This is a genomic window from Streptomyces sp. NPDC003284 (genome assembly GCF_053589675.1).
This window is the reverse complement of record NZ_JBSFSI010000030.1, coordinates 1-24,426: the sequence shown is the minus strand read 5'-3', so window position 1 is coordinate 24,426 and position 24,426 is coordinate 1. Positions and strand designations below refer to the sequence as shown.

Genomic DNA, 24,426 nt, shown 5'->3' with positions numbered 1-24,426 from the left:
GCAGGAAGAGATCCGCCATGGAACTGAGCAGACGCCAGACCCTCGCGCTCGCCTCGGCGGGCGCCGCCGCCGGACTCGTCGCCCGCGCGGGCGGTGCGAGCGCCGCCGCCGCATCCGGCGACGACCCGTACGAGCCGCTGCTCGCACGCGCCGCGCAGCAGCTGACCGGCGGCGCCTTCGACCCGGCGGACCCGGACTTCGCCGCCGCGCTCACCGCCCTGGACACCCAGGCCGCCGCCTGGTGGCGGCAGCTCGACACCTCCGCGGGCCGCACCGCGCTGTGGGCGGACCTGTCCCCGGCCTCCGATCCGGGCATGTTCGGCCAGAGCTACCCGCGGCTGCGCACGATCGCGACCGCGTGGGCCACGCCCGGCACCTCGCTCACCGGGCAGGCGGCGGTGCGCGACGGCCTCCTCGACGCGCTCCGCTTCCTGCACACCACCGGCTACAACGCCTCCCGCCGCGAGACCGGCAACTGGTGGTTCTGGGAGATCGGGGCGCCCCGCGCGCTGATGGACGTCTGTGTCCTGCTGCGCGCGGAACTGCCCGCGCAGGACCGCGACGCCTATGTGGCGACGGTGGCCCGTTTCGTCCCCGACCCGGACCGCCGCACCAACTCCCCCACGCTCGCCGAGACGGGCGCCAACCGCACCGACAAGGCCGTCATCGTCGCGCTGCGCGGGCTGCTCGCGGGCGACCCCGCCGCGCTCGCCCTGGCCCGCGACGGCCTGTCGGACGTCCGGGACAACGGGAAGAACAGCCTGTTCCAGTACGTCACCTCGGGCGACGGCTTCTACCGGGACGGCTCGTTCGTGCAGCACTCGGACGTCGCGTACACGGGCACGTACGGCAGTGTCCTGCTCGGGGGCGCCGGTCAGCTGATCGCGCTGCTCGCCGGTTCCGACTGGGCCGTCACCGACCCGGCGGTCGAGGTGCTGTACGAGGCCGTGGAGCGCTCCTTCGAGCCGCTCCTGTTCGACGGCGTGATGATGGACGCGGTGCGCGGCCGCGCCGTCTCCCGCGAGCGCGCGCGGGACCATGTCGACGGGGCCGCCGCGGTCGCGCACATCCTCCAGCTCGCCGAGGGGGCACCGGACGCGTACGCGGACCGCTGGCGTGCCGCGGCCAAGGGCTGGATCCTGCGCAACACGAGGACGCCGTACCGGACGCTCGTCGGGATCCCGGACCTGGCCCGTGCGAAGGCCGTCCTCGGCGATCGGACCGTGCGGCCCGCCGACCGCCCCGACGGGCACTTCGTCTTCGCCGACATGGACCGGGTGGTGCACCGGCGCCGGTCGTGGGCGTGCGCGCTGTCGCTGTCGTCGCGGCGCATCGCCGCCTACGAGGCGGGCAACGGCGAGAACCTGCACGGCTGGTACACCGGCGACGGCATGACGTACCTGTACGACGGCGACGACACGGACGTCTTCGGTGACGCCTTCTGGCCCACCGTCGACCCGTACCGGCTGCCGGGGACGACGGTGGACACCCGGGTCCGGGCCGATCTCGGGACCGGCGGCGGGACCGGCACCTTCCGCCCGCAGAACGCGGTCGCGGGCGGTGCGGTGCTCGACGCCCGCCTCGGTGCCGCCGCGATGGAGCTGATCGCGGACGGATCGACGCTGCGGGCCAAGAAGGCGTGGTTCTTCCTGGACAACGCGGTCGTCGCCCTCGGCGCCGGGATCACGGCGAGCGACGGCAGGACCGTCGAGACCGTCGTCGAGAACCGGAACCTGCATGCCCAGGGCGCGCCCCGGCTCGTCGTCGACGGACACCGGCAGTCCTCGCGGCAGGGGTGGTCGGCCGCGCTGGACGACGCCCGCTGGGCCCATCTGGAGGGCACGGGCGGGTACGTCTTCCCCTCCGGCGGGCCGCTGCGCGCGCTGCGGGAGGAACGCACCGGCACATGGAGCGCCCTCAACACCGGTGCGGACACGGCGGGCAGCACCACCCCGGTCACGCGCCGCTACGCCACTCTCTGGTTCGACCACGGGCCCTCCCCCGCCTCCGCTTCCTACTCCTATGTCCTGCTGCCGCGCGCGAGTGCCGCCGCGACCCTGGCCTGGTCCCGCTCCCGCCCGGCGCGCGTGCTCGCCAACGACGCCACCGTCCAGGCCGTCGCCGCACCCCGCCACGGCCTGCTCGCGGCGCACTTCTGGGCGGCGGGTTCGGTCGACGGGCTCGGCACCGACGGCCCCGGCACCGTCCTGGTGTGCCGCCGTGGCGGGGACGTGACGGTGGCGGTGGCCGATCCGGGCCGTACGGCGACGGAGCTGACGGTCCGGCTGCCCTTCGCCGTGCGCAAGGTGGTCCACGCCGACGACACCGTGTCCGTGGTGCCGGGCCGCCGCCCCGTGCTCACCGTCCGCGTGGGCGGCTCACGGGGTCATACCCACACGGCCCGGCTCCGGTGAGACCGGTACCCTCGGCCCCCCCTGCCCCGCCACTCCCGGCCACCCGTATCGCACAGCGTCCGACGAAGGAGTCAGCGAACCGCCATGCCCGCCCCGCACTTCCCCCTCCCGCCCACCGACCGTGTCCGCTCCCCCCTGACCGGCTGGACGCGGGCGCACTGGGAGGCCCTGGCCGACCGGCAGCTCGCGGCCCTGCTGCCGTACGCCACTCCGGGCTTCGCGCAGTACCGGCTGCCGGGCCGGGCCAGTTGGTCCGGGGTCGTCTCCGACGGCCTCGAAGGGTTCGCTCGGACATTTCTGCTGGCCTCCTTCCGGATCGCGGGCGCGGGCGGCGAGGACAACCGCGAGGGCGCTGATCCCACGGCCGTCTCCCATCTCATCGAAAGGTACACGCAGGGTCTGACAACGGGCACGGACCGTGACAGCGACGAGGCCTGGCCGGTGCTCACCGACTGCTCCCAGCAGATGGTGGAGGCCGCCTCGGTCGCGCTCGCCCTGCACGAGACCCGCCCCTGGATCTGGGACCGGCTCGACTCCCGGGTGCAGGAGCGGGTCGTCGACTGGTTCTCCGGATTCGTCGGCGCCCGGACCTGGGACAACAACTGGCGCCTCTTCCAGGTGGTGTCGGAGCAGTTCCTCGCCTCGGTCGGCGCGCCGTACAGCCAGGAGGACATCGACGCCGGGCTGGACCGGATCGAGGACTGGTACGTCGGCGACGGCTGGTACACGGACGGCGACGGCCGCAACTTCGACTACTACATCGGCTGGGCGATGCACTTGTACCCGCTCCTGTGGGCCCGCATGGCGGGACCGGACGGGGACGGCGGGCGCGGCGCCGTGTACCGGGAGCGGCTGGCCCAGTTCCTCACCACCTACCCGCAGTTCTTCGGTGCGGACGGCGCGCCGGTGCACCAGGGCCGGTCGCTGACGTACCGCGTCGCGGCGACGGCGCCGGTGTGGCTGGGCGCGCTCGCCGACTGCACCCCGCTCGCCCCGGGCCTGACCCGGCGCCTCGCCTCGGGTGCGGCCCGGCACTTCGCCGAGCGCGGGGTGCCGGACGAGCGGGGGCTGCTCCCGCTGGGCTGGTACGGCACGTTCCTGCCCGCGACGCAGGCGTACTCGGGGCCCGCGTCGCCGTACTGGGCGAGCAAGGGATTCCTCGGCCTGCTGCTGCCCGCCGACCATCCGGTGTGGACGGACCGTGAACTCCCGCTCCCGGTCGAGCAGTCCACGCAGTACACCGCACTGCCCGCGCCGGGCTGGCTGCTGCACGGCACCCCGCACGACGGAGTCGTGCGCCTGGTCAACCACGGCAGCGACCACAACCCGCCGGACGGAGCGGGGAGCGACGATCCCCACTACGCCAAGCTCGCCTATTCGACGGCCACCGCGCCGGAGTCCGCGCCGCACGCCTGGGCCCGCACGGTCGACAACCACATCGCGCTGCTCACCGCCGACGGCACCCCCTCGCGGCGCCGCCGCATCGTCCCGCTGGCCTGCGCGGGACGCCGGGCGTCGTCCCGCCACCTCGCACAACTCCCCGATCGCGAGGAGGAGTTCCCGATCGAGTCGACCAGTGTGCTGCACGGTCCGTGGGAGCTGCGCGTGCACCGGGTGCGGGCGCCCGAGGGCGTGACGGTGCGCGAGGGCGGGTACGCGGTCGCCGACGGCGTACGCCCGCAGGCGGAGCAGGGACCCGGCTGGGCGCTGGCCCGTACGGAGTCGGGGCTGACCAGTGCCGTGGCCGCGCTGTACGGCTGGGACGAGGAGGCGGGCGTCGCGCGCGAGGCCGAGGCGAACGCCTGTGGTCCCCACTCCGCGACGCCGTACCTGCGCGCCGTGCGCCACCCGGGCGGGGAGAGCGTCCATGTGACCCTGGTGGTGCTGACCCGTGACGTCGTGCACCCCTGGGTCCTGCGCGAGTCGGTCCGGTGCGTGCGCGGGGACGACGGGCTGGTGACGGTCACGTTCCCGGACGGCGAGACGGTGACGGTCTGAGGGTGCGCGGGGCGGGGACGGGGCCTCTCCTCCGCCCCGGCATCGTCCGTGCCGTACACGTCAAAGGGCGCCCCTATGCCCTCGGGGCGCCCTCCGGCCGGCCGGTCACCGGGACCGGGTCACTGCGTCACGGGCAGTTCAGGACCGCGCCCGCGAATGCATCGGTGGCGGCGATCAGCGGCAGAGCGACAGCGATGACAACGGTGGCGAGACGGCGAATCACCGGTCTCCTCTCGACGGGGGGCGGGTGGCCTGATCCCCCGCCCGGACTCAGCAAGGGAGCCTAGGCACAACCGGGCGCCGGGCGTGTGCAGCGCGTGCGGCCCTTCTCGACGATGCGTGCAGTCGCGGCGGCCGACCCGGCCGATCGGCAGGGCGCGGGCGCGGTTGCTAGCTCGGCTCCGGGAGCCGGTACACGGAGACATGGGACCGTGACTCGGCGGTGAACTCGGCTCCTGTCCAGTCCGCGTACCGGGCTTCCGGTTCGAGGCCGGCCAGTTGGGCCATGAGGTCGAGTTCGGCCGGCCAGATGTAGCGGTGGGGGCTGCGGGCCAGCCGCGCCTGCCGGGTCCCGTCGAAGCGGAAGTGGTGCGAGACGACCCGCTGCCGCAGGGTGTCGTAGGTGTCCAGGCCGATGTAGCCGGGCTCGGACTGCCAGACGGTGGCGGCCTGGCCCGGGGGGAGCTTGCGCAGCTCGGGCACCCACAGTTCGACCACGAACCGCCCGCCGGGTGCGAGATGGCGGGCGGCGTTGCGGAAGCACTCGACCTGCTCGGCCTGGGTGAGCAGGTTGGAGATCGTGTTGTAGACGAGGTAGACGAGGGTGTGCTCCCCCGGTACGACGGTCGTCGCCATGTCACCGATGACCACCGGGATCGTCGCCTCGTCCGCCTTGGCGCGCAGCCGCTCCGCCATCGGCCGTGACAGTTCGATGCCGGTGACCGGGACTCCCCGCTCCGCGAGCGGGACGGCCACCCGGCCGGTGCCGATGGCGAACTCGACCGCCGGCCCGTCCCCCGCGAGCCGGGCCAGGAACTCGACGGCCGGTCCCAGGACCTCCGGCGCGAACATGCCGGTACCGGGTGTGTCGTAGCTCTGCGCGGTGTCCTCGTCCCAGAGCTCTGCCTGCTCTGCCTGCTCTGCCTGCTCTGCCTGCTCTGCCTGCTCTGCCTGCTCTGCCTGCTGCATGCCTCCCACGCTTGCCGCTGCCCCTGCGTGGTGTCCAGCGAATATCCGCCGTCCCCGGGTGTCAGTCCCGCGCCGGGGAGATGACCCACAGGCGGTGGTCCCAGCCGATGTCCCGGCAGGTGCGCACCGTCAGTCCCGCGCGCTCGGCGAGGCGGGCGACGTGTTCCGCGTCCCGGACGCCCGAGCCGAAGGCGCACTTGAGACGCAGGTGGTGCACGACGGCGTCGATGTCGTCGGCGTCGGCCGGTGCCACCTGTTCCACCAGGACCAGTGTGCCGTCGGCGGCCAGTCCGGCACCGGTCTCGGCGAGGACCTGTACGGCGTCGTCGTCCGGCAGCCACTCCAACTGCCTGCACATCAGCAGAGTCTGAGCGCCCTCGGGTACGCCGGAAGCACGCGGGACGAGTTCGACGCGCGGCAGCACATCGGTGTCGAGCAGTTCCTCACGCAGCACCCGCAGGGCGGAGGGCATGGCGACGATCCGGGCGCGCAGCCGGGGGAACGCCTTGGCGAGGGCGTTGACGACGGTGGCCGAGCCGTGTCCGGTCGCGGTCAGCACGGGCACCGCGGCCCAGTCGTGGGCGCCGACGACGCCGGGGGCGACCCAGCGGGCGTGGTCCTCGACGGCCGCGCGCGCGGTGCCGGCCAGGCGGGGGTCGTCGGTCATCGCACCGGCCAGGGTCCGGCCGTCGTGGGTGCGGTAGCCGGCCTCGCCGGTGCGCAGGGTGTGCAGGAGTCCGCTGAAGGAGGCGTCGAGCGCGGCCTGGGCGCCGCCCAGGTGGTACTCGTAGGCGGAGTGGTCGTCGTCGACGAGTTCCTCGCCGACCGGGGCCAGCCGGTAGCCGCCCGCTCCGTCGTCGGCGAGGACGTCGAGGGAGGCGAGGTAGGCGAGCAGTGCGGTGAGGGTGGCGGGGTCGGTGGCGGTGCGGGCGGCCAGTCGGCGGGGGTCGCGGACGCCGGAGGCGACGAGTTCGAAGACGCCGAGGGTGACGGCGGCGCGGATGGCGTAGCCGGGGGCGAGGTCGGTCAGTTCGTGCAGCCGCTCGTGGGCGTCGTCCTCCTCGTCCTCCTCGGCCGCCGGGACGCCGGGTGCGGTGGGCTCGGTACGCCGCCAGTATCCGGTGATGTCCAGTTGCTCGCGCGGCACTTGACGTTCCGTCACCAGATGGCGGCGAATGCCCTTGAGGGTGACGGCCTCGCCCGCCACCCAGGCGAAGACGGTGCCGGGCAGCCACTCGGTGTCCCGGACCGCCTGCTCCAGCAGGCCGGTGGTGCCGGCGGGGGCGCCGTCGCGGGAGAGCCAGACGATGTCGGCGTCGGCGCGGGTGGGCAGTTCCTGGCGGTGGCTGTCCTCGCCGATCTCGACGAAGACCTTGGCCCGGGTGCCCTCGGGCATCTCCGCGAGCCAGCGGCCGATGGCGGGCAGTGCGGTCTCGTCACCGGCGATGAGCAGCCAGTCGGCGCCCTCGGGGTGGCTGTGGGACATCTTGGGTCCGGCGATCCAGGCGCTCTCGCCGGGCTTGACGTGTTCGGCCCAGCCGGAGGCGATGCCGCCCTCGTGCCGGACGAAGTCGAAGTCGATCTCTCCGGCGTCGGGGTCGAAGCGCACCGGTGTGTAGTCCTTGGAGACCGGACGGCCGTCGGCGGGCCAGTCCAGGCTGCTGACGTTCTGCCGGGGCAGCACCAGGCGCCCGTCCTCGTCGGTGAAGAAGAACTTGACGTGGTCGTCGAAGCCCTCGGTGCGCAGCTCGGGCAGGGTGAGGCCGTCGCGGGTGAAGGTGCGGAGCTGTTCTCCGCCGAGGGTGAGGCGGCGCATTCCCGGGGTGATGTTCTCGGCGCGCAGCACGGTCAGTTCCCTGAGCACGATGGGGAAGGTGGCGACCGAACGGGGGCTGCGGGTGGGCATGCGGGCTCCTTCGTACCACGGGCGTTCCCGTGGGGGCGGGGTGTGGTGCGGCCGGTGGCGTGGCACCCGCCGGTGGCCGGGTCCCGGGCGGGGTCCGGCCACCGGTGCGGGCGCGGTCCGGCGGACGGCGGTGGCGGGTGACGGGTGACGGGTGACGGGTGGCGTGGGTGCTACTTGCCGGCGACGGCGTCGGCCAGGATCGGCGTCAGCTTCTGCGCGACCCAGGGCGAGCTGAGCGCGTCGGGGTAGGCGACGGCGGAGGCGAGGGTGTTCTCGGACGGCACAACGGCGTAGTGCTTGCCCTTGACCACCTTCAGGGACGCGAAGAGCTTGTTCTTCTCCAGTTCGGAGGCGGACACCAGTCCGTTGTCGCCGAACGGGTAGGTGATGAGCAGGACGTCGGCCTCCAGTTCGTCGAGGTTCTCCAGGCTGACGGCGTTCTTGTCGGCGCTGTACTTCTTGGCGTTGGGCGCCTTGGTCAGGCCGAGTCCCTCGAAGACGCCGGGATCCTGGTCGGCGTAGGAGGCGTAGGTGATCTGCTCGGGGTGGACGACCGCGTAGGTGTACGTCCTGCCCTTGAACTCGGGGTGGGCCGCGGCCGCGTCGGTGAACGCCTTCTCGTTGGCGGCGATGATCTGTTCGGCCTTGTCGGTCATGCCGAGCGCCTTGGCGGCGGTCTTCAGCCGCTCCTGCCAGGTGAGGGTGTCGGCGTCCTTCTTGTCGGCGTAGGTGACGACGGGAGCGATGGGCTTGAGCTTGGCGTAATCGGTGTTCATCGCCCAGGTGTTGACGCCGAGGATGATGTCCGGGGCGGCTTCGGCGACGGCCTCGTAGTCGGTGCCGTCGGTGTCGTCGTACGTCTTGAGCTTGGTCTTGCCGAGCTTGTCGATGGCCTGCTGCTTGTACTCGGGGACGGGACCGCCGTCCTCGGCGTCCGGGGTGATCACCGGGACGATGCCGAGGGCGAGGGCGATGTCGGTGTCGCCGTCGGAGACGGTGGCGACCCGGACCGGCTTCTTGGCGACCTCGGTGGTGCCCCAGGCGTTGGTGAGCTTGACGGGGAAGGCCGCGGAACCGGCGGCGGTGGCCGCGGGCTTCGAGTCGGCCTTGTCGTCCCCGGATCCGGAGCAGCCGGTGGCGAGGGCCAGGGCCGTGGCGACGGCGAGGAGGGTGCGTACGGCGCCGCGGCGGCCGGCCGCTCTGGTCAGGCGGTTCACGTTCTGTTCTCCTGGATGAGATGGCGGCTGCCCAGCGGGAAGATCTGGGGCCGGTCGGTGCGGGGGTGGGGCACGACGACGCAGTCCAGGCCGAAGACCTCGGCCACGGTGCGTTCGTCGAGCACATCTGCCGGCGGGCCCTGGCGCACGATCCGTCCGTCGCGCATGGCGACGATCGTGTGCGCGTACAGGGCCGCCTGGTTGAGGTCGTGGGAGACGAGGACGATGGTCTTGCCGGTGCGTTCGTTCAGGTCGGCCAGCAGGTCCATCACCTCGATCTGGTGCGCGATGTCCAGATAGGTGGTGGGCTCGTCGAGCAGCAGGGTCGGGGTGTCCTGGGCGAGGGCGAGGGCGATCCACACGCGCTGGCGCTGGCCGCCGGAGAGGGCGTCGACCGGGCGGTCGATCAGCTCGGCGGTGCCGGTGGCCGTCAGCGCCTCGGCGATCAGCAGGTCGTCGGCGTCGGTGCGGCGCTGCCCGAACCGGCGGTGCGGGTGGCGGCCGCGCCACACCAGGTCGCCGACGGTGATGGACTCGGGTGCGATCGGGGACTGCGGCAGGATGCCGAGCCGGCGGGCCACTTCCCGGGTGCGCAGGGAGTGGATGTCGGCGCCGTCGAGCAGCACCGAGCCCTGGCTGACGGGCAGCAGCCGGGCGACGGACTTCAACAGGGTCGACTTGCCGCAGGCGTTGGGGCCGACGAGGGCGGTGACGCGTCCGGTCTCGACGGTGAGCGACAGTTCCTCGATGACGGGGGCGTCGCCGTATCCGGCGGTGATGCCGCGCGCCTGGAGCGTGTGCGGGCCGGTGGTGAGGGTCTGTTCGTTCACGAGACGGCTCCGTGCCTGCGCCGAAGGATCAGCCAGACGAAGTAGGGCGCGCCGAGCAGCGCGGTGAGGACCCCGGTGGGCACCGGGCTGATCAGGGGTGCGTTCTGGGCGAGGACGTCGGCGCCGACGACGAGGACCGCGCCGACCAGCGGGGCGAGGACGAGGGCTCGGTCGCCGCCGACCAGCCGGCCCGCGATGGGGCCGCTGATCAGCGACACGAAGCCGATGGGTCCGACGACGCTGGTGGCCAGGGCCGCGGCGGCGGCGCCGACCAGCAGGGCGGCGGCGCGGGCCGGCCGGACCCGGGTGCCGAGACCGGTGGCGAGCTGGTCGCCCAGTGCCATCCCGGACAGCGGCCGGTACAGCAGGGCGGTGCAGACCAGGCAGCCGACGAGACCGAGGGCGAGGGTGCGCACGCCCTGCCAGTCGGCGCCGTTGGTGCTGCCGATCAGCCAGCGCATCACCACGGCGAGGTCGTTCTGGTCGGCGATGGTGAAGAGGTAGTTGGTGTAGGCGGTGCACACGGCGCTCAGTCCGATGCCGACCAGCACCAGCCGGTAGGTGTCCACGCCGCCCCGGTGGCTGAGCGCGTACACGGCGCCGAGCAGGGTGAAGGCCCCGGCCAGCGCGGCGAGCGGCGGCCCGGAGGTGAAGGCGGCGGGGGCGAGCAGCAGCACGGTGGCGGCACCCGCCCCGGCGCCCGCCGAGATGCCGACGATGTCCGGGGTGGCCAGCGGGTTGCGGACGATCCGCTGGTAGAGGGCACCGGCGAGCCCGAACAGGGCGCCGGACAGCAGCGCGGCCAGGGCGCGGGGCATGCGCAGCTGGAAGATGAGGTAGTCGGCGAGTCCGGTGCGCAGGCCGAGGGCGGCGGGCAGGACGTCGGCGGCGGCGATGTGGGCGACCCCGCCGAGCAGGACGGAGGCGGTGGTGAAGCCGAGCAGGAACACGACGAGCACGGCGGTGACCACGGCGGTCCTGCGGTTGTGCGCGCGGCGCCGGGCGCGCAGCCGGGCGGCGGTGGCCTGCGGGGGGACGGTGGGTGCGGACGGTATGTCGCGGATCGCGGTCGCCATCACACCCGTACCAGGTTGCGGCGGCGGGCGAGCCACACGAAGAAGGGGGTGCCGACGACCGCGGTCATGACGCCGACCTGGATCTCGCCGTGGTCGATGACGAGCCGTCCCGCGGTGTCGGCGCCGGTGAGCAGGACGGCGCCGAGGGCCATGGACAGCGGGAGCGACCAGCGGTGGTCGGGGCCGACGAGCATGCGGGCGCAGTGCGGGGCGACGAGTCCGACGAAGGCGACGGGGCCGGTGGCGGCGGTGGCGGCGGCGCACAGCAGGACGGCCACGGCGGCGGCGGCGAGGCGGGCGCGTTCGACGGGGACGCCGAGTCCGCGGGCGGTCTCGTCGCCGAGGCTGAGGACGTTGAGGGTGCGGCCGAGGGGCAGGGCGAGCAGCAGTCCGGCGGCGGCGAACGGCAGTACGTCGTCCAGTACGGCGGCGCGGCCGGTGAGTTGGCCGACCGACCAGAACCGCAGATGGGCGTAGGCGGCGTCGTCGCGCACGACCATCAGCGTGATCAGTGAGGACATCACGGCGGCCAGGGCGACCCCGGCCAGGATCAGGCCGATGGTGGAGCTGCCGGTGTTGGTGCGGGTGCCGATGAGGTAGACCAGTACGGCGCTGAGCGCGGCGCCGATCAGCGCCGTCCAGAAGTAGCCGCGGAGGTCGGTGACCCCGAAGTAGAGGATGCCGACGACGACGGCCATGGCCGCGCCCTGCTCGATGCCGAGGAGGCCGGGTTCGGACAGCGGGTTCATGGTCAGCGCCTGCATGATCAGTCCGGAGGCGCCCAGCGCCGCGCCGACGAGCAGCCCGAGGAAGGTCCGCGGTATGCGTTCGGTCCACAGCACATGGGAGTTGTACAGGTCGCCGTTCGGGTGGAGCAGGATGTGCACGATGTCGAGCGGGGAGATGTGGCGTGAGCCCAGTCCGATGCTCGCGATCAGGGTCGCCGCGACCGCGACCGCCGCCAGCAGCATGCAGGCGGCGCCCCGGGAGAAGCGGGTCCTGGCCGGTGGTGGCGACGTCGCCACCGGCGGGGACGTGGTTGTCATGATTTCTTCCGCTCCTCACGAGTCGTACGGCAAGTTAGGTTACCCTTACCTTGCCTGGCGTCGATACAACGCAGAGGCACAGGCCTCGAATCCAGGGGTCGTATGCCCGGCCCCGCACACCTGGGGGATCTCGTGACACAGAGCGCGGTTCGGACGAAGTCGGCGCAGCACGCGGACGACATGTGCATCACGACGGAGGGGCACCCCGTACACGTGCATGACTTCCACCAGTTCCTGTACGTCCCCCTGGGCCGGATCGTGGTGACGGTGCGGGACGCGGACCATGTGCTGTCTCCGGCGGTGGGGCTGTGGATGCCGGCGGGTGTGCCGCACAGCGCGCGCTTCGACCCCGACTCGCTGGTGGTCAGCGAGAGCTTCGAGGCCGAGCGCTACCGGCTGCCCTACACACGTGCGTCGGTCGTGCCCGTCGGAGAGGCCAGGAGACGGCTGCTGCTGGCCCGCATGCGCAGTTCGGGAGCGACCCCCGGGGACACCGCGCTCTTCGCCGAACTGGCGGGCGACGAGCGGCGGCTGCCCCTGCCCCGCCCCGTGAGCACGGCGGCCCGCGCGGTGGCCGTGGCGCTGCTGCGCGACCCGGGCGACCAGCGGACGGCGACGGAGTGGGCCGAGGCGCTGTACACCAGCTCGACCAGTCTGCGCAGGGCGTTCCGGGTGGAGACCGGCCTGTCCTTCTCGGAGTGGCGCACCCGGGCGCGGCTCAACCGCTCCCTGTCCCTGCTCGCCGAAGGGCACCAGGTGGGGGCCGTGGCGACCCGGGTCGGCTTCGTCAGCGCGAACGGCTTCATCCTGGCGTTCCGGCGCCATTTCGACCGTACGCCGGGCGCGTACGTCCGGGAGCGGACGGCGCCCGTCGTCGGGTAGCGTCCGCGTGCGCGGGGTGCGCCGCCGTGCCGCGGCGCGCCCGCGATCTCCCCGAACACGGCCAGAAGTTGAGCACGCAACAGCTCCTTCGGGACGCACGTCACACCGCCGGGACGGGGCTTGACACCTCTCCGAACTTGGGAAATGTTAGGCCAGCCTTACCTAAGTAAGAATCTTGTGTGCGGCCTGTGCACGACCCGGCGGAGACCGCCGGTGCCGCCGCACCGGCCATCCGAACCCGGCCGGCCGCGCCCTCTCTCCCGCGCACACGACACCACCATCCCCACGAGGAGATCACCCATGGCCGCCACCAACCCCTTCGAGGACGACGACGCCCGCTACCTGGTCCTGGTCAACGACGAGAACCAGCACTCCCTGTGGCCGGCCTTCGCCGAGGTTCCCGCGGGCTGGACCGTGGTCCACGGCGAGGACTCCCGGCAGGAGTGCCTCTCCTACGTGGACGAGCACTGGACCGACATGCGCCCGGCGAGCCTGGCCGGGCGGTCCTGAGCCGGACCACCCCGCCCCGCCGGGTCAGAGCCGCAGGCTCAGCACGCTCGACCCCGGGCGGGGATCGAGGCCGGCCGGCCAGGCCGCGGTGGCGGGGTCCACCACGGTGAAGCCGTGCCGCAGGAAGAGGGCGGCCCCGCCGCTGGTCGCGGTGAAGACCGTGCCGACCGAGCGGGCCGCCGCCTCGGCGAGCAGCGCTCCCAGCAGGGCCGTACCGACACCCCGGCCCTGACTGGCCGCCGCCACACAGAAGTTGTAGACGACCGCGGTACGGGCCGCCGCCCCCCGGCCGCGGCCGAGCCCCACACATCCCTCGACCCCGCCCGCGGCGGACTCGGCGATCAGGAAGTCGCCCGTGTCGCGCGCGTACTCGGTCGCGGAGCGCGCGCGCAGTTCTCCCGTACGGGCGAACGCGCGCGAGAGGCGGTACAGGGCGGCCACGTCGCCGGGTCCGGCCGCGCGCACCACCACCGGGTGCGGGGGGCGGAGCGCGGTCTGCGCGGGACGGAGCGCGGGGGGAGGAGTCACCGTGTCATCGGCTCTTTCACTCGGGGGGTTTCGCCGGCACCGGCCGCAACCGGGGCGGGGACGGACCGACTTGACCGGGCCAAGAATAGATTGTTAGGTAAGCCTTACCTAACCAGAACGCGCCATCACTGATCAGGAGAGGAAGCACCATGACCGACACTTCCGGGCCGCAGCCCTTCACCCTCGACCGCCTCCGCGACGACCTCGCCGAGCTCCTCTACGTCGAGGCCGAGGAGGTCGCCGTCGACGAGAACGTGTTCGACCAGGGCCTGGACTCGGTCCGGATGATGACGCTCGTCGAGGGCTGGCGGGCGCAGGGCGCCGAGGTCGGCTTCGCCGAACTCGCCCAGCGCCCGACCCTCGCCGACTGGGCCACGCTCCTCGCCCCCGCAGGAGCGCCCCGTGCGGGTGCGTGACCTCTTGGTCGACGTCGAACCCCTGCGCACCAGCAGGGACTTCCGGGCCATCTTCGTCGCCCGGGTGGTGTCCCTGTTCGGCCTGGGCATGGCGACCGTCGCCCTGTCCGCGCAGGTGTACGACCTCACCGAGTCGACCTTCAGCGTCGCCGTCGCCAGCATGGTCATGAGCGTGACGGTGCTGCTGGGCTCGCTGTGGGGCGGCTGGATGGCCGACCGCACGGACCGCAGGAGGCTCATCCTGCGGGCGCGCGCGGGCGCCGCTGCGGCCTTCGCGGGCCTCGCGGTCAACGCGTTCCTGGCCGACCCCAGCCTGTGGGGGATCTACGGGTGTGTCGCCCTGGACGGACTGGCCACCGGAGTGAGTGTCACCGCCCTGATGGCGGTGGCGCCCACCCTGGTCCGCCCGGACCAGCTCCCGGCGGCCGGTGCGCTGATCTCCCTCACCGGTGAGATCGGCTCCATCTGCGCCCCGCTCCTCGGCGGTGTGCTGCTCGCCGCCGGGGGCCCCGGGCCGGTGTTCACGTTCACCGCCGTCACCACCGCCGTGACCGCCCTGCTCATCCTGCGCGTACGCCCCCTGCCACCGGTGGCGGACGAGGACGGCGAAGACGGCGAGGACGGCGGCTCCCCCCTCGTGGCCTTCCGGTTCGCGCTGCGCAACCGCGTGGTGGGGGCGCTGCTGGGCCTGGGCGGGATCACCGTGCTGTTCAACCTTCCGGTGGTGCTCTTCCCGGCGCTGGTCGCCACCCGCTTCGGCGGCGGCGACGTGATCCTTGGTCTGCTCTACACCGCCCCGGCCGTGGGCGCCGTCCTGGTCTCCGCCACCAGCGGCTGGGTCACCCGGCACGGGCGGCCCGGACGGCTGCTGCTCACCGCCGCGCTCACCGGCGGCCTGGCCACCATCGGTTTCGGCCTGAGCCACAGCGTCTGGATCGCCGTCCTCATGCTGGCCGTCGGCGGCGCCGCCGGCACGGTGTACGAGATCCTCGAGTACGCCCTGGTCCAGCACCACACCCCGGACCGGCTGCGCGGACGCGTGGTCAGCGTCGTCACCGCGCAGGGCACCACCGGCAACGTGCTCGGGGACGTCGAAGTCGCCCTGGTGGCACGCTGGTTCAACCCGGCCGGTGCCGCCGTCGTCAACGGCGCGGTGTGCGCGGTCGCCGCCGTCCTGGCCGCCGTCCTGGTCCCGGGACTGCGCCGGGCCACCCTCCCCCGCGACGAGGACGAGGCCGGGGCGGACGCCCTCGAAGGCCCGTCCGGCACCGGTCCCGGCCGGGACGCACCGACCGTCGTCGGCTGAGTCCCCCGGCCGTCACCGGCAGAGCCCCCGGCCGCCGTCCCCGTCACCGGACCGACCGACACCGACACCGACACCCCACCCGGGCGGAAGAGCCTGCGGGCCCTCCCGTCCGTTCCGCCGCGCCGCGCGTCCACCGCGGCGCCCCGACTCCTGCCCCTCCCCTGCGGACGATGCCCCATCGTGCCGCGCCCCACCCTGGAGCGAGACCCATGACCGAGCGTGCCCAGCGGCGACTCCCCCTCACGGGAGCCCAGACCGGCGTCTGGTACGGCCAGCGGCTGGCCCCCGACTCCCCGGTCTACAACGTCGGGCAGTACGTGGAGATCAACGGTCCGGTCGAGGTCGCCGCCTTCGAGGCGGCCGTGTGCCGCACGGTCCGGGAGTGCGAGGCGCTCACGGTGCGGTTCGAGGAGGACGGGGCGGGCGAGCCCTGGCAGTTCCTCGCCCCGCACGGCGCCGCGCTGGACGGCCCGGCGCTGCGGGTGGTGGACCACCGGGACGCCACCGATCCGGACGCGGCCGCGCTGGAGCTGATGCGCTCCGACATGGGCCGTCCCGTGGACCCGGCCACCGGACCGCTGTTCGCGTACGCGCTGCACCTGGTCGGCCCGAACCGGGCCCTGTGGTACCAGCGCGCCCACCACATCGCGCTCGACGCCTACGCCTTCTCCCTGGTCTCCCGGCGCGTCGCCCAGGTGTACACCGCCCTGGTCCGGGGCGAGGAGCCCGAGCCCACGCCGTTCCGCCCGCTGGCCGACGTGCTCGCCGAGGAACAGACCTACCGGGATTCCGGACAGGCCGTCGCCGACCGGGAGTTCTGGTCGTCGCGGCTCGCCGACCGGCCCGAACCGGAACTGCTGGCCGGTGCCGCGCACCCGGCCTCGCAGACCTTCCTGCGCGACGGCGCCGTGCTCACCCCCGAGGCGACCGCCGGGCTGCACGCCATCGGCCGGGCGGCACGGGCGAGTTGGGCGGACACGGTGACGGCGGCGTTCGCCGCGTTCCTGCACCGCTCCACCGGCTCCCGGGACGTGCTGCTGTCCCTGCCCGCCATGTCCCGGCTGGGCTCGGCGGCCCTGTGGGTGCCGGCGATGGTGGTGAACGTACTGCCGCTGCGCGTCCCGGTACGGCCCGGCACGGCCATCGGCGAGCTGACGGCCGGGACCGCCCGGCTGGTCCGCGAACTCCGCGCCCACCAGCGCTACCGGGCCGAGGACATCCGGCGCGACCTCGGACTCGTCGGCCGGGAGCAGGGGCTGCTCGGCCCGATGGTGAACATCAAGGCGTTCGACTACGCCCTGGACTTCGCGGGCGCGCCCGGCACCGCGCACAACATCGCCGCCGGACCCGTCCACGATCTCACCCTCGGCCTGTACCACGACGCGGCCGACGGACACATACGCTTCGAGCTGGACGCCAACCCGCTCGCCTACGACGCGGAGGAACTCGCCGCGCGCGGCGCCGAGTTCAACCGCTTCCTGGCCGAACTCTCGGCCGGCGGACCCGGCACCCCGGTGAGCGCGCCCGAGCTGGTGGACGGCTGGACCCGGCGCGCCCTGCGGGACGCGGCCGAGGCCACCGCCAGGGAGGTGGAGCCGGGCACGGTCGTGGACGCGGTCGCCGCGCAGGCAGCGGCGCACCCCGCGCGGACCGCCGTCGTCGCGGACGGCCGCGAACTGACCTACGCGGAGCTGGACGAGCGCGCGAACCGGATCGCCCGGCTGCTGATCGCGCGCGGTGCCGGGCCCGAGTCCTACGTCGGCATCGCGCTGCCGCGCACCGCGGACCTGCTGGTGGCCCTGCTGGCGGTGCTGCGGACGGGCGGCGCCTATCTGCCCCTGGACCTGGACTACCCGGCCGACCGGCTGGACCACATGGTCCGCGACGCCCGCCCGGTGTGTGTGCTGACCACTCTGGCCGCCGCCCCCTCGGCGCCGGACGTGCCGGGCACCGAGACCGTCGTCCTGGACGCTCCCGACACCCTGGCCGCCCTCGCGGCCCTGCCCGCGCACCCGGTCGCCGACACCGAGCGGCTCGGCCCGCCGGACGGCGCGCACCCCGCGTACGTCATCCACACCTCCGGCTCCACCGGACGCCCCAAGGGCGTGGTGGTGCCGCACTCGGCGCTCGCCAACTTCCTGCGCATGCAGGCGCACGAGCTGGCCCTCTGCCCCGGTGACACCCTGGTCGCGGTCACCACGGTCTCCTTCGACATCGCGGCGCTGGAGCTGTGGGTGCCGCTGATCAGCGGCGCCACCGTGGTCCTCGCCGACCGGGACACCGTGCGCGACCCGGCCGCCCTCTCGGCCCTGGTGGACGCCCACCGGCCGGCGGTGATGCAGGCGACCCCGTCGCTGTGGCAGGCGCTGCTCGCCGAGGGGGCCCCGGCGTCCCTGGTCGGCACGTCCGTGCTGGTCGGCGGCGAGGCGGTCCCCGCGGACCTGGCCGAGCGGCTGGCCCGGACCGCCAGGAGGGTCACCAACGTCTACGGCCCGACCGAGGCGACCGTCTGGGCCACCTCCGCCACCCTCTCCCCCGGCCACACGGGCACACCCGACATCGGCACCCCGTTCTGGAACACCCGCGCCCATGTCCTCGACGGTTCCCTGCGGCACACCCCGAACGGGCGGCCCGGGGAGCTGTACCTGGCCGGTGCCCAGCTCGCGCGCGGCTATCTGGGCCGCCACGGGCTGACCGCCGAGCGGTTCGTCGCCGACCCCTACGGATCGCCCGGCACCCGCATGTACCGCACCGGCGACCTGGTGCGGCGCCGCGCGGACGGCCGGATCGAGTACGTCGGCCGGGCCGACGACCAGGTCAAGCTGCGCGGCTTCCGCATCGAACTCGGCGAGATCGAGAGCGTGCTGGGCGCGGCGGAGTCCGTGGGCCGTGCGGTGGCCGTGGTCCGTGAGGACGTGCCCGGCACACAGCATCTCGTCGCGTACGTCGTCCCGGCGGGCGAGGGCCGGGTGCCGGACCCGGTCGCCCTGCGGGAGCTGACGGCCGCCCGGCTGCCGGAGTACATGGTGCCCTCGGCCGTGGTGGTCCTGGACGCCTTCCCGCTGACCGCCAACGGCAAGGTCGACCGGCGCGCGCTGCCCGCCCCCGACCTGTCCGGGCTGACCACGGCCGGGGCGCGGGCGCCGCGTGGTGCCCGGGAGGAGATCCTGACCGGGATCCTCGCGGATGTGCTCGGCCTGCCGTCGGTGGGCCCGGACGACGACTTCTTCACCCTCGGCGGGCACTCGCTGCTCGCCGCCCGGGTGATCGCCCGGGTGCGCGGCGCGCTGGGCACCGAGTGCGGCATCCGTGACGTGTTCGAGGCGCGTACGGCCGCGGCGCTGGCCGAGCGGCTGGCCGGACGGGACGGCTCCGCGCTCCCGCCGCTGACGGCCGCCGCCCGCCCGGAGCGGCTGCCCCTGTCGCACGCCCAGCGGCGGCTGTGGTTCCTGCACCAGATGCAGGGCCCGAGCGCCGCCTACAGCATCCCGTTCGCGGCCCGCTTCACCGAGCCCCTGGATCCGGGCCCCCTGGACGCGGCGCTGGGTGACGTCGTGGCCCGGCACGAGACGCTGCGCACCGTGTTCGCGGAGGCGGGCGGGGAGCCGTACCAGCGGATCCTCTCCCCCGGGGAGGCGGGCGTGCGGCTGCGCGTCGTGGAGACGTCCGAGGCCCGCTTCGACGCGGAGCGTGAGCGGGCCCTCGGGCACCTCTTCGACCTGGCGGCCGAGCCGCCCGTCCGGGTCACGCTGCTCCACGACCCGGCGACCGGGCGGCAGGCGCTGGTGGTGCTGCTGCACCACATCGCGAGCGACGAGTGGTCCATGGGCCCCTTCCTGCGCGACCTGGAGACGGCCTACGCGGCGCGGACCACGGGGACCGCACCCGAGTTCCCGGAACTCCCCGTCCAGTACGCGGACTTCGCGCTCTGGCAGCGCGCCCTGCTCGACGGCGCCGACGACTCGCCGACCGCCCGGCAGGCGGACCACTGGCGTGCGGTGCTGACGGGTCTGCCCGAGGAGCTGGCGCTGCCCGCCGACCGGCCGCGTCCGGCCGAGCCCGGCCAGGCGGGCGGCATGGTGCACCGCGCGCTTCCCGCCGAACTCGCCTCCCGTATCCGCGGATTGGCGCGGGAGAGCGGCACCAGTGTGTTCATGGTGGTGCACGCGGCGGTCGCCGCCCTGCTGCACCGGCTCGGCGCCGGTGACGACATCCCCCTCGGCACCCCGGTCGCCGGACGCACCGACACCGCGCTGGACGACCTCGTCGGCTTCTTCGTCAACACCCTGGTCCTGCGCACCGACCTGAGCGGCGACCCCACCTTCGCCGACCTGCTCCAGCGGGTCCGGGCCACCGACCTCACCGCACTGGACCACGCCGACCTGCCCTTCGACACGGTCGTCGAAGCCGTCAACCCGCGTCGCGGCCTGGCCCGGCACCCCCTCTTCCAGACGATGGTCTCGCACAGCACGGTCACCCAGGACGTGCGCCGCCTGTTCGGCCGGGACACCCGCGTGGACCGGATCGACCCCGGCACCACCAAGTTCGACCTCGACTTCACCTTCTCCGACACGGCACACGCGGACGCCATCGACCTGGAGCTGTTCTTCGCCGCCGACCTCTTCGACCGGCCCACGGCCGAACGGCTGGCGGACCGCCTCCTGCGCCTGCTCGCACAGGCGGTCGCCGATCCCGCGCTCCCCGTCTCCGGGTACGACCTGCTCGACGCCACCGAGCGCGAGCGCTTCGCGGAGTGCAACGCCACCGCCCGCCCGGTGCCGGTGGAGACCGTGGTGGAACTGCTCGCCCAGCGGTCGGCCCACACCCCCGAGGCGACGGCGCTGGTCTGCGGCGCGGACCGGCTCAGCTTCGCCGTCCTGGACGACCGGGTGGAACGGCTGGCACGGACACTGGCCGCCGAGGGCGTCGGCCCGGACACCGTGGTGGCGCTTGCGCTGCCCCGCTCGGCCGACGCGGTGGTGGCCGCCTTCGCCGTCCTGCGCGCGGGCGGCGCCTACCTTCCGCTGGACCTGGACCATCCGGCGCACCGGCTGGAGTTCATGCTCCGGGACGCGGCACCGGTGTGCGTACTGACGTCCGCGGCCGTCGCCGCGTCGGTGCCCGAACTGCCCGGCGTGGCACGGCTGCTGCTGGACGAGCCCGCGTTCACGGCCCGCCTCGGCACGGCCATGGACCTGCCCGCTCCCCGCCCGGCCGGTCCCGGCCACCTCGCGTACGTCATCTACACCTCGGGCTCGACCGGCCGCCCCAAGGGCGTCGGACTGCACCACGCCGGGCTGACGAACCTGTACCGGGACCACGAGCGCGCCCTGTACCGGCCGGTCGCCGAGCGGCTGGGCCGGCGGGTGCGGGCACTGCACACGGCGTCGTTCGCCTTCGACTCCTCCTGGGAGCAGTTGCTGTGGCTGGTCGCCGGGCACGAGCTGCACATCCTGGACGAGTTCGGCCGCCGGGACGCGGACGCCGTGGTCGCCCATGTCCGCGAGCACCGCATCGACACCCTGGACGTCACCCCGTCCTACGCCCGTCAGCTGCTCGACGCCGGACTGCTCACCGGCAGCTGGCGGCCGCCGCTGTTCCTGCTCGGCGGCGAGGCGGTGCCGCCCGCGCTGTGGACGGAGCTGGCCGCGGTTGCGGGGGTGGAGACCGTCAACTACTACGGTCCGACCGAGTTCACGGTGGACGCGCTCATGGCCCGGGTCACCGACAGCGCCACCCCGGTCGTCGGCCGCCCCCTGGACAACACCCGTGCCCAGGTGCTGGACGCGCGGCTGCGCCCGGTGCCGCCCGGGGTGGTGGGCGAGCTGTACCTGTCGGGTGCGCAGCACGCGCGCGGCTATCTGGGACGCCACGGTCTGACCGCCGAGCGGTTCGTCGCCGACCCCTACGGCCCGCCCGGCACCCGCATGTACCGCACGGGCGATCTCGCCAGACGGCGGCCGGACGGCCTGCTGGAATTCCTCGGACGCGCCGACGACCAGGTCAAGCTGCGGGGCTTCCGCATCGAACTCGGCGAGATCGAGCAGGCGTTGACGGCCCGCCCCGGTGTCGCCTCGGCCGCGGTCGTGGTCCGCGAGGACACCCCCGGGGTGCCCCGCCTGGTCGCCTACGTGACCGGTACGGCGGAGCCCGCCGCACTCCGCCGCGATCTGGCGGCCGAGCTGCCCGAGTACATGGTTCCGGCGGCCGTCGTGCCGCTGGAGGTACTGCCGACGAACGTCAACGGCAAGCTGGACCGCGCCGCGCTCCCCGCCCCGGTGCTCGCCGCGGCCGAGCCCTCCCGGCCCCCGCGCGGGCCGGTGGAGGAACGGCTCGCCGCCGTGTTCACCGAGGTCCTCGGCGTGTCCGCCGTCGGCGCCGACGACGACTTCTTCGCCCTCGGCGGGCACTCGCTGCTCGCCACCCGGGTCGCCGCCCTGGTCCGCGACGGGGGCACCGCCTGCTCGGTGCGGGACGTCTTCGAGACCCGCACGGTCGGATCGCTCGCCGCCCGGCTCGCCGAACGGTCGGCCGCCGCCCGTCCGGCGCCGTCCCGGACCGCCGAGCGTCCCACACCGGTGCCGGTGTCGTACGCGCAGCGCCGGCTGTGGTTCCTGCACCAGGTGGAGGGCCCGAGCGACACCTACACCGTCCCGGTCGCGCTGCGGCTGCGCGGCGCCGTCGACGTACGGGCGCTGGAGGCGGCCCTCGCCGACGTGGTGGCCCGGCACGAGGTGCTGCGCACGGTGTTCACCGAGATCGACGGGGAGCCGTACCAGCGGGTGCCGGCCCCCGGGGAGTGCCGGGTGCCGTTCGCGGTGCGCGCGGTCGCCGCGGCGGATCTGGAGCAGGCGGTGGAGACCGCCGCCACCGGCACCTTCGACCTGACCGCCGGTCTGCCGCTGCGGGTGACGCTGCTCGACGTGGCGGACGACGATCATGTGCTGGTCGTGCTGCTGCACCACATCGCCACCGACGAGTGGTCGACCGGCCCCCTGCTGGCCGACCTCGACACCGCCTACCGCGCCCGACTCACCGGCACCGCCCCCGAATACCCCGAACTCCCCCTCCAGTACGCCGACTTCGCACTCTGGCAGCGCGACCTCCTCGGCGACCCCGACGACACCGCCTCACCAGCCGCACACCAGACCGCGTACTGGCGCCAGGCCCTCGCCGGGGCGCCGGAGGAACTCACGCTCCCCACCGACCGGCCGCGCCCCGCCGTCCCCTCCCACCGGGGCGGCACCCTGACCGTGGAGCTGTCCGAGGAGGTGCTGACCGGGCTGGAACGGCTCGCGGCGGACTCCGGGGCGACCATGTTCATGGTGGTGCACGCGGCGGTCGCCGCCCTGCTGCACCGGCTCGGCGCCGGTGACGACATCCCCCTCGGCACCCCGGTCGCCGGACGCACCGACACCGCGCTGGACGACCTCGTCGGCTTCTTCGTCAACACCCTCGTGCTCCGTACCGACCTCTCCGGTGACCCGAGCTTCACGGATCTGCTGGCCCGGGTGCGGGCGACCGACCTGGCCGCCCTGGACCACGCCGACCTGCCCTTCGACCGCATGGTGGAGGCCCTCGACCCGCACCGCACGCTCGCCCGCCACCCCCTCTTCCAGACGATGGTGGCCTACGAGGGCGGCGGCCCGGACCACAGCCGGCTGCTGGGCACGGACACGGCGGAGTTCCCGGTCCGCGCCGGTGCGGCCAAGTTCGACCTGGAGATTCTCTTCCGGCGGCTGCCGGGCGCCGACGGTCCGGTGCTGACCTGCGGGGTCCGTTACGCCCTCGACCTGTTCGAGCGTTCCGGCGCCGAACGGCTGCTGTCCCGGCTGGTACGGCTGCTGGAGCGCGTGGTGGCCGCGCCGGACGTCTCCCTGGCTCAGCTGGAACTGCTGGACGCGGGCGAGCGGGCACGGGTGCTCCACGACTGGAACGACACCGCGCGCGCCCTGGACGGTCCGGCCACCCTCGCCGCCCTGGTGGCGGACGGCGTCCACGATCCCGAGGCCGTCGCGCTCGTGCATGAAGGGACGCCGGTCAGCCGGGGAGTCTTCGAGGAGCGGGTCAACCGGCTGGCCCGGCTGCTCATCGGCCGGGGCGTCGGCCCCGAGTCCGTCGTCGCCGTCGCCCTCCCCCGCTCCGTCGATCTCCTCGTCGCCCTGCACGCCGTCGTACGCGCGGGAGGCGCCTACCTGCCACTGGACCCGGCTCTGCCCGCCGACCGGCTCACCTACATGACCGACACCGCCGCACCGGCATGCGTCATCACGGACCAGCCCTCACTCGACACACTCCCCGAACGCCTCCGGCCCGGCGCGGTACTCCTCGACACGCCCGCCGTGGCCCAGGAGCTGGCGGGGCTGGCGGCGGACACGGTCACGGACGCCGACCGCCGTGCACCTCTGCTGCCCTCCCACCCCGCCTATGTGCTCTTCACCTCCGGATCCACCGGACGCCCCAAGGGCGTCCTCATCGAGCACGCCGCCATCGTCAACCGCCTCCAGTGGATGCAGGACACCTATCAGCTCACGGCAGCGGACCGGGTACTGCTCAAGACACCCACCACCTTCGACGTGTCGGTGTGGGAGCTGTTCTGGCCGCTCGCCTTCGGCAGCACCCTCGTGATCGCACGGCCCGAGGGCCACAAGGACCCGCACTACCTGGCCGGGCTCATCCGCGAACAGGCCGTCACCGTCTGCCACTTCGTCCCGTCGATGCTCGCCGCGTTCCTGGCCGACACCGACCTGAGCACATGCCCGAGTCTGCGGCTGGTCGTGTGCAGCGGGGAGGCCCTGCCGACCGAACTGGCGGCCCGCTTCCACGCCTCGGCGGGCGAGCTGCGGATCGCGCTGGAGAACCTGTACGGCCCGACCGAGGCAGCCGTGGACGTCACCCGCGCCCCAGCCCGCCCCACCGACAACAGCCACCACTCCATACCCATCGGAACACCCGTCCGGAACACCCGCGTCTACGTCCTCGACCCCCACCTCCAGCCTGCCCCCGTCGGCGTCCCCGGCGAGCTCTACCTCGCAGGCACCCAACTCGCCCGCGGCTACCTCACCCAACCCGCCCTCACCGCCGAACGCTTCACCGCCGACCCCCACGG

The 24,426-nt window shown here is 73.9% G+C and carries 14 protein-coding genes; 7 read left to right on the top strand and 7 right to left on the bottom strand.

The features are described 5' to 3' along the window. Positions 1–17 precede the first annotated feature (17 nt). Together ACWDYF_RS35355 and ACWDYF_RS35350 are read left to right on the top strand one after the other, a co-directional pair. On the top strand, positions 18–2,414 hold the full coding sequence (locus tag ACWDYF_RS35355; protein ID WP_389472729.1) for a polysaccharide lyase 8 family protein: 2,397 nt from the start codon (positions 18–20) through the stop codon (positions 2,412–2,414). An 84-nt stretch (positions 2,415–2,498) separates the two neighbouring features. Then, on the top strand, positions 2,499–4,412 hold the full coding sequence (locus ACWDYF_RS35350; protein WP_389472732.1) for a DUF2264 domain-containing protein: 1,914 nt from the start codon (positions 2,499–2,501) through the stop codon (positions 4,410–4,412). A 390-nt stretch (positions 4,413–4,802) separates the two neighbouring features. Here ACWDYF_RS35350 and ACWDYF_RS35345 read toward each other — a convergent pair whose 3' ends face one another. The 6 genes from ACWDYF_RS35345 to ACWDYF_RS35320 all read right to left on the bottom strand — a co-directional run bounded on the left by ACWDYF_RS35345 (position 4,803) and on the right by ACWDYF_RS35320 (position 11,675). Continuing rightward, positions 4,803–5,483, bottom strand: coding sequence for a class I SAM-dependent methyltransferase (locus tag ACWDYF_RS35345; RefSeq protein ID WP_389472807.1), 681 nt, complete (start codon positions 5,481–5,483; stop codon positions 4,803–4,805). 178 nt (positions 5,484–5,661) lie between these two features. Next, positions 5,662–7,506 carry an SIP domain-containing protein gene (locus ACWDYF_RS35340; protein WP_389472736.1) on the bottom strand — a complete coding sequence of 615 codons (1,845 nt, stop codon included), beginning with the start codon at positions 7,504–7,506 and terminating at the stop codon, positions 5,662–5,664. A gap of 170 nt (positions 7,507–7,676) precedes the next feature. Next, positions 7,677–8,723 carry an ABC transporter substrate-binding protein gene (locus ACWDYF_RS35335; protein WP_389472741.1) on the bottom strand — a complete coding sequence of 349 codons (1,047 nt, stop codon included), beginning with the start codon at positions 8,721–8,723 and terminating at the stop codon, positions 7,677–7,679. Then, positions 8,720–9,553: an ABC transporter ATP-binding protein gene (locus ACWDYF_RS35330; RefSeq protein WP_018566020.1), complete on the bottom strand. Its 834-nt coding sequence runs from the start codon at positions 9,551–9,553 to the stop codon at positions 8,720–8,722. Before ACWDYF_RS35330 ends, ACWDYF_RS35335 begins: the two co-directional genes overlap by 4 nt. Continuing rightward, the gene (locus ACWDYF_RS35325; RefSeq protein ID WP_381744631.1) at positions 9,550–10,629 is read right to left on the bottom strand and encodes a FecCD family ABC transporter permease; all 1,080 of its coding nucleotides are present in this window, start codon (positions 10,627–10,629) and stop codon (positions 9,550–9,552) included. The genes ACWDYF_RS35330 and ACWDYF_RS35325 overlap by 4 nt, the downstream gene beginning before the upstream one ends. Continuing rightward, the gene (locus ACWDYF_RS35320) at positions 10,629–11,675 is read right to left on the bottom strand and encodes a FecCD family ABC transporter permease (protein ID WP_026252239.1); all 1,047 of its coding nucleotides are present in this window, start codon (positions 11,673–11,675) and stop codon (positions 10,629–10,631) included. Before ACWDYF_RS35320 ends, ACWDYF_RS35325 begins: the two co-directional genes overlap by 1 nt. 102 nt (positions 11,676–11,777) lie before the next feature. On the opposite strand from ACWDYF_RS35320, the gene ACWDYF_RS35315 reads away from it, so the two are divergent. Then, a complete protein-coding gene (locus tag ACWDYF_RS35315) occupies positions 11,778–12,557 on the top strand; it encodes an AraC family transcriptional regulator (RefSeq protein WP_451584322.1) in 780 nt (259 codons plus the stop codon). Positions 12,558–12,857: 300 nt separating this feature from the next. Next, on the top strand, positions 12,858–13,067 hold the full coding sequence (locus tag ACWDYF_RS35310; protein ID WP_018566024.1) for an MbtH family protein: 210 nt from the start codon (positions 12,858–12,860) through the stop codon (positions 13,065–13,067). A 24-nt stretch (positions 13,068–13,091) separates the two neighbouring features. Here ACWDYF_RS35310 and ACWDYF_RS35305 read toward each other — a convergent pair whose 3' ends face one another. Beyond that, positions 13,092–13,595, bottom strand: a complete 504-nt coding sequence (locus tag ACWDYF_RS35305) for a GNAT family N-acetyltransferase (RefSeq protein ID WP_389472749.1) — start codon at positions 13,593–13,595, stop codon at positions 13,092–13,094. A 149-nt stretch (positions 13,596–13,744) separates the two neighbouring features. On the opposite strand from ACWDYF_RS35305, the gene ACWDYF_RS35300 reads away from it, so the two are divergent. From ACWDYF_RS35300 to ACWDYF_RS35290, 3 genes are all read left to right on the top strand, one after another. Further along, positions 13,745–14,011, top strand: coding sequence for a phosphopantetheine-binding protein (locus tag ACWDYF_RS35300; RefSeq protein WP_018566026.1), 267 nt, complete (start codon positions 13,745–13,747; stop codon positions 14,009–14,011). Continuing rightward, the gene (gene entS, locus ACWDYF_RS35295; protein WP_389472752.1) at positions 14,004–15,317 is read left to right on the top strand and encodes an enterobactin transporter EntS; all 1,314 of its coding nucleotides are present in this window, start codon (positions 14,004–14,006) and stop codon (positions 15,315–15,317) included. The genes ACWDYF_RS35300 and entS overlap by 8 nt, the downstream gene beginning before the upstream one ends. Positions 15,318–15,526: 209 nt before the next feature. Next, a partial coding sequence (locus tag ACWDYF_RS35290) for an amino acid adenylation domain-containing protein (protein WP_451584321.1) occupies positions 15,527–24,426 on the top strand: 8,900 nt, incomplete at its 3' end.

Bases quoted from the DNA above. Each gene is read 5' to 3' on its own strand.
- ACWDYF_RS35355 (WP_389472729.1), top strand. From the start codon at position 18: ATGGAACTGAGCAGACGCCAGACCCTCGCGCTCGCCTCGGCGGGCGCC.
- ACWDYF_RS35350 (WP_389472732.1), top strand. From the start codon at position 2,499: ATGCCCGCCCCGCACTTCCCCCTCCCGCCCACCGACCGTGTCCGCTCC.
- ACWDYF_RS35345 (WP_389472807.1), bottom strand. From the start codon at position 5,483: ATGTTCGCGCCGGAGGTCCTGGGACCGGCCGTCGAGTTCCTGGCCCGG.
- ACWDYF_RS35340 (WP_389472736.1), bottom strand. From the start codon at position 7,506: ATGCCCACCCGCAGCCCCCGTTCGGTCGCCACCTTCCCCATCGTGCTC.
- ACWDYF_RS35325 (WP_381744631.1), bottom strand. From the start codon at position 10,629: ATGGCGACCGCGATCCGCGACATACCGTCCGCACCCACCGTCCCCCCG.
- ACWDYF_RS35320 (WP_026252239.1), bottom strand. From the start codon at position 11,675: ATGACAACCACGTCCCCGCCGGTGGCGACGTCGCCACCACCGGCCAGG.
- ACWDYF_RS35315 (WP_451584322.1), top strand. From the start codon at position 11,778: ATGCCCGGCCCCGCACACCTGGGGGATCTCGTGACACAGAGCGCGGTT.
- ACWDYF_RS35310 (WP_018566024.1), top strand. From the start codon at position 12,858: ATGGCCGCCACCAACCCCTTCGAGGACGACGACGCCCGCTACCTGGTC.
- ACWDYF_RS35300 (WP_018566026.1), top strand. From the start codon at position 13,745: ATGACCGACACTTCCGGGCCGCAGCCCTTCACCCTCGACCGCCTCCGC.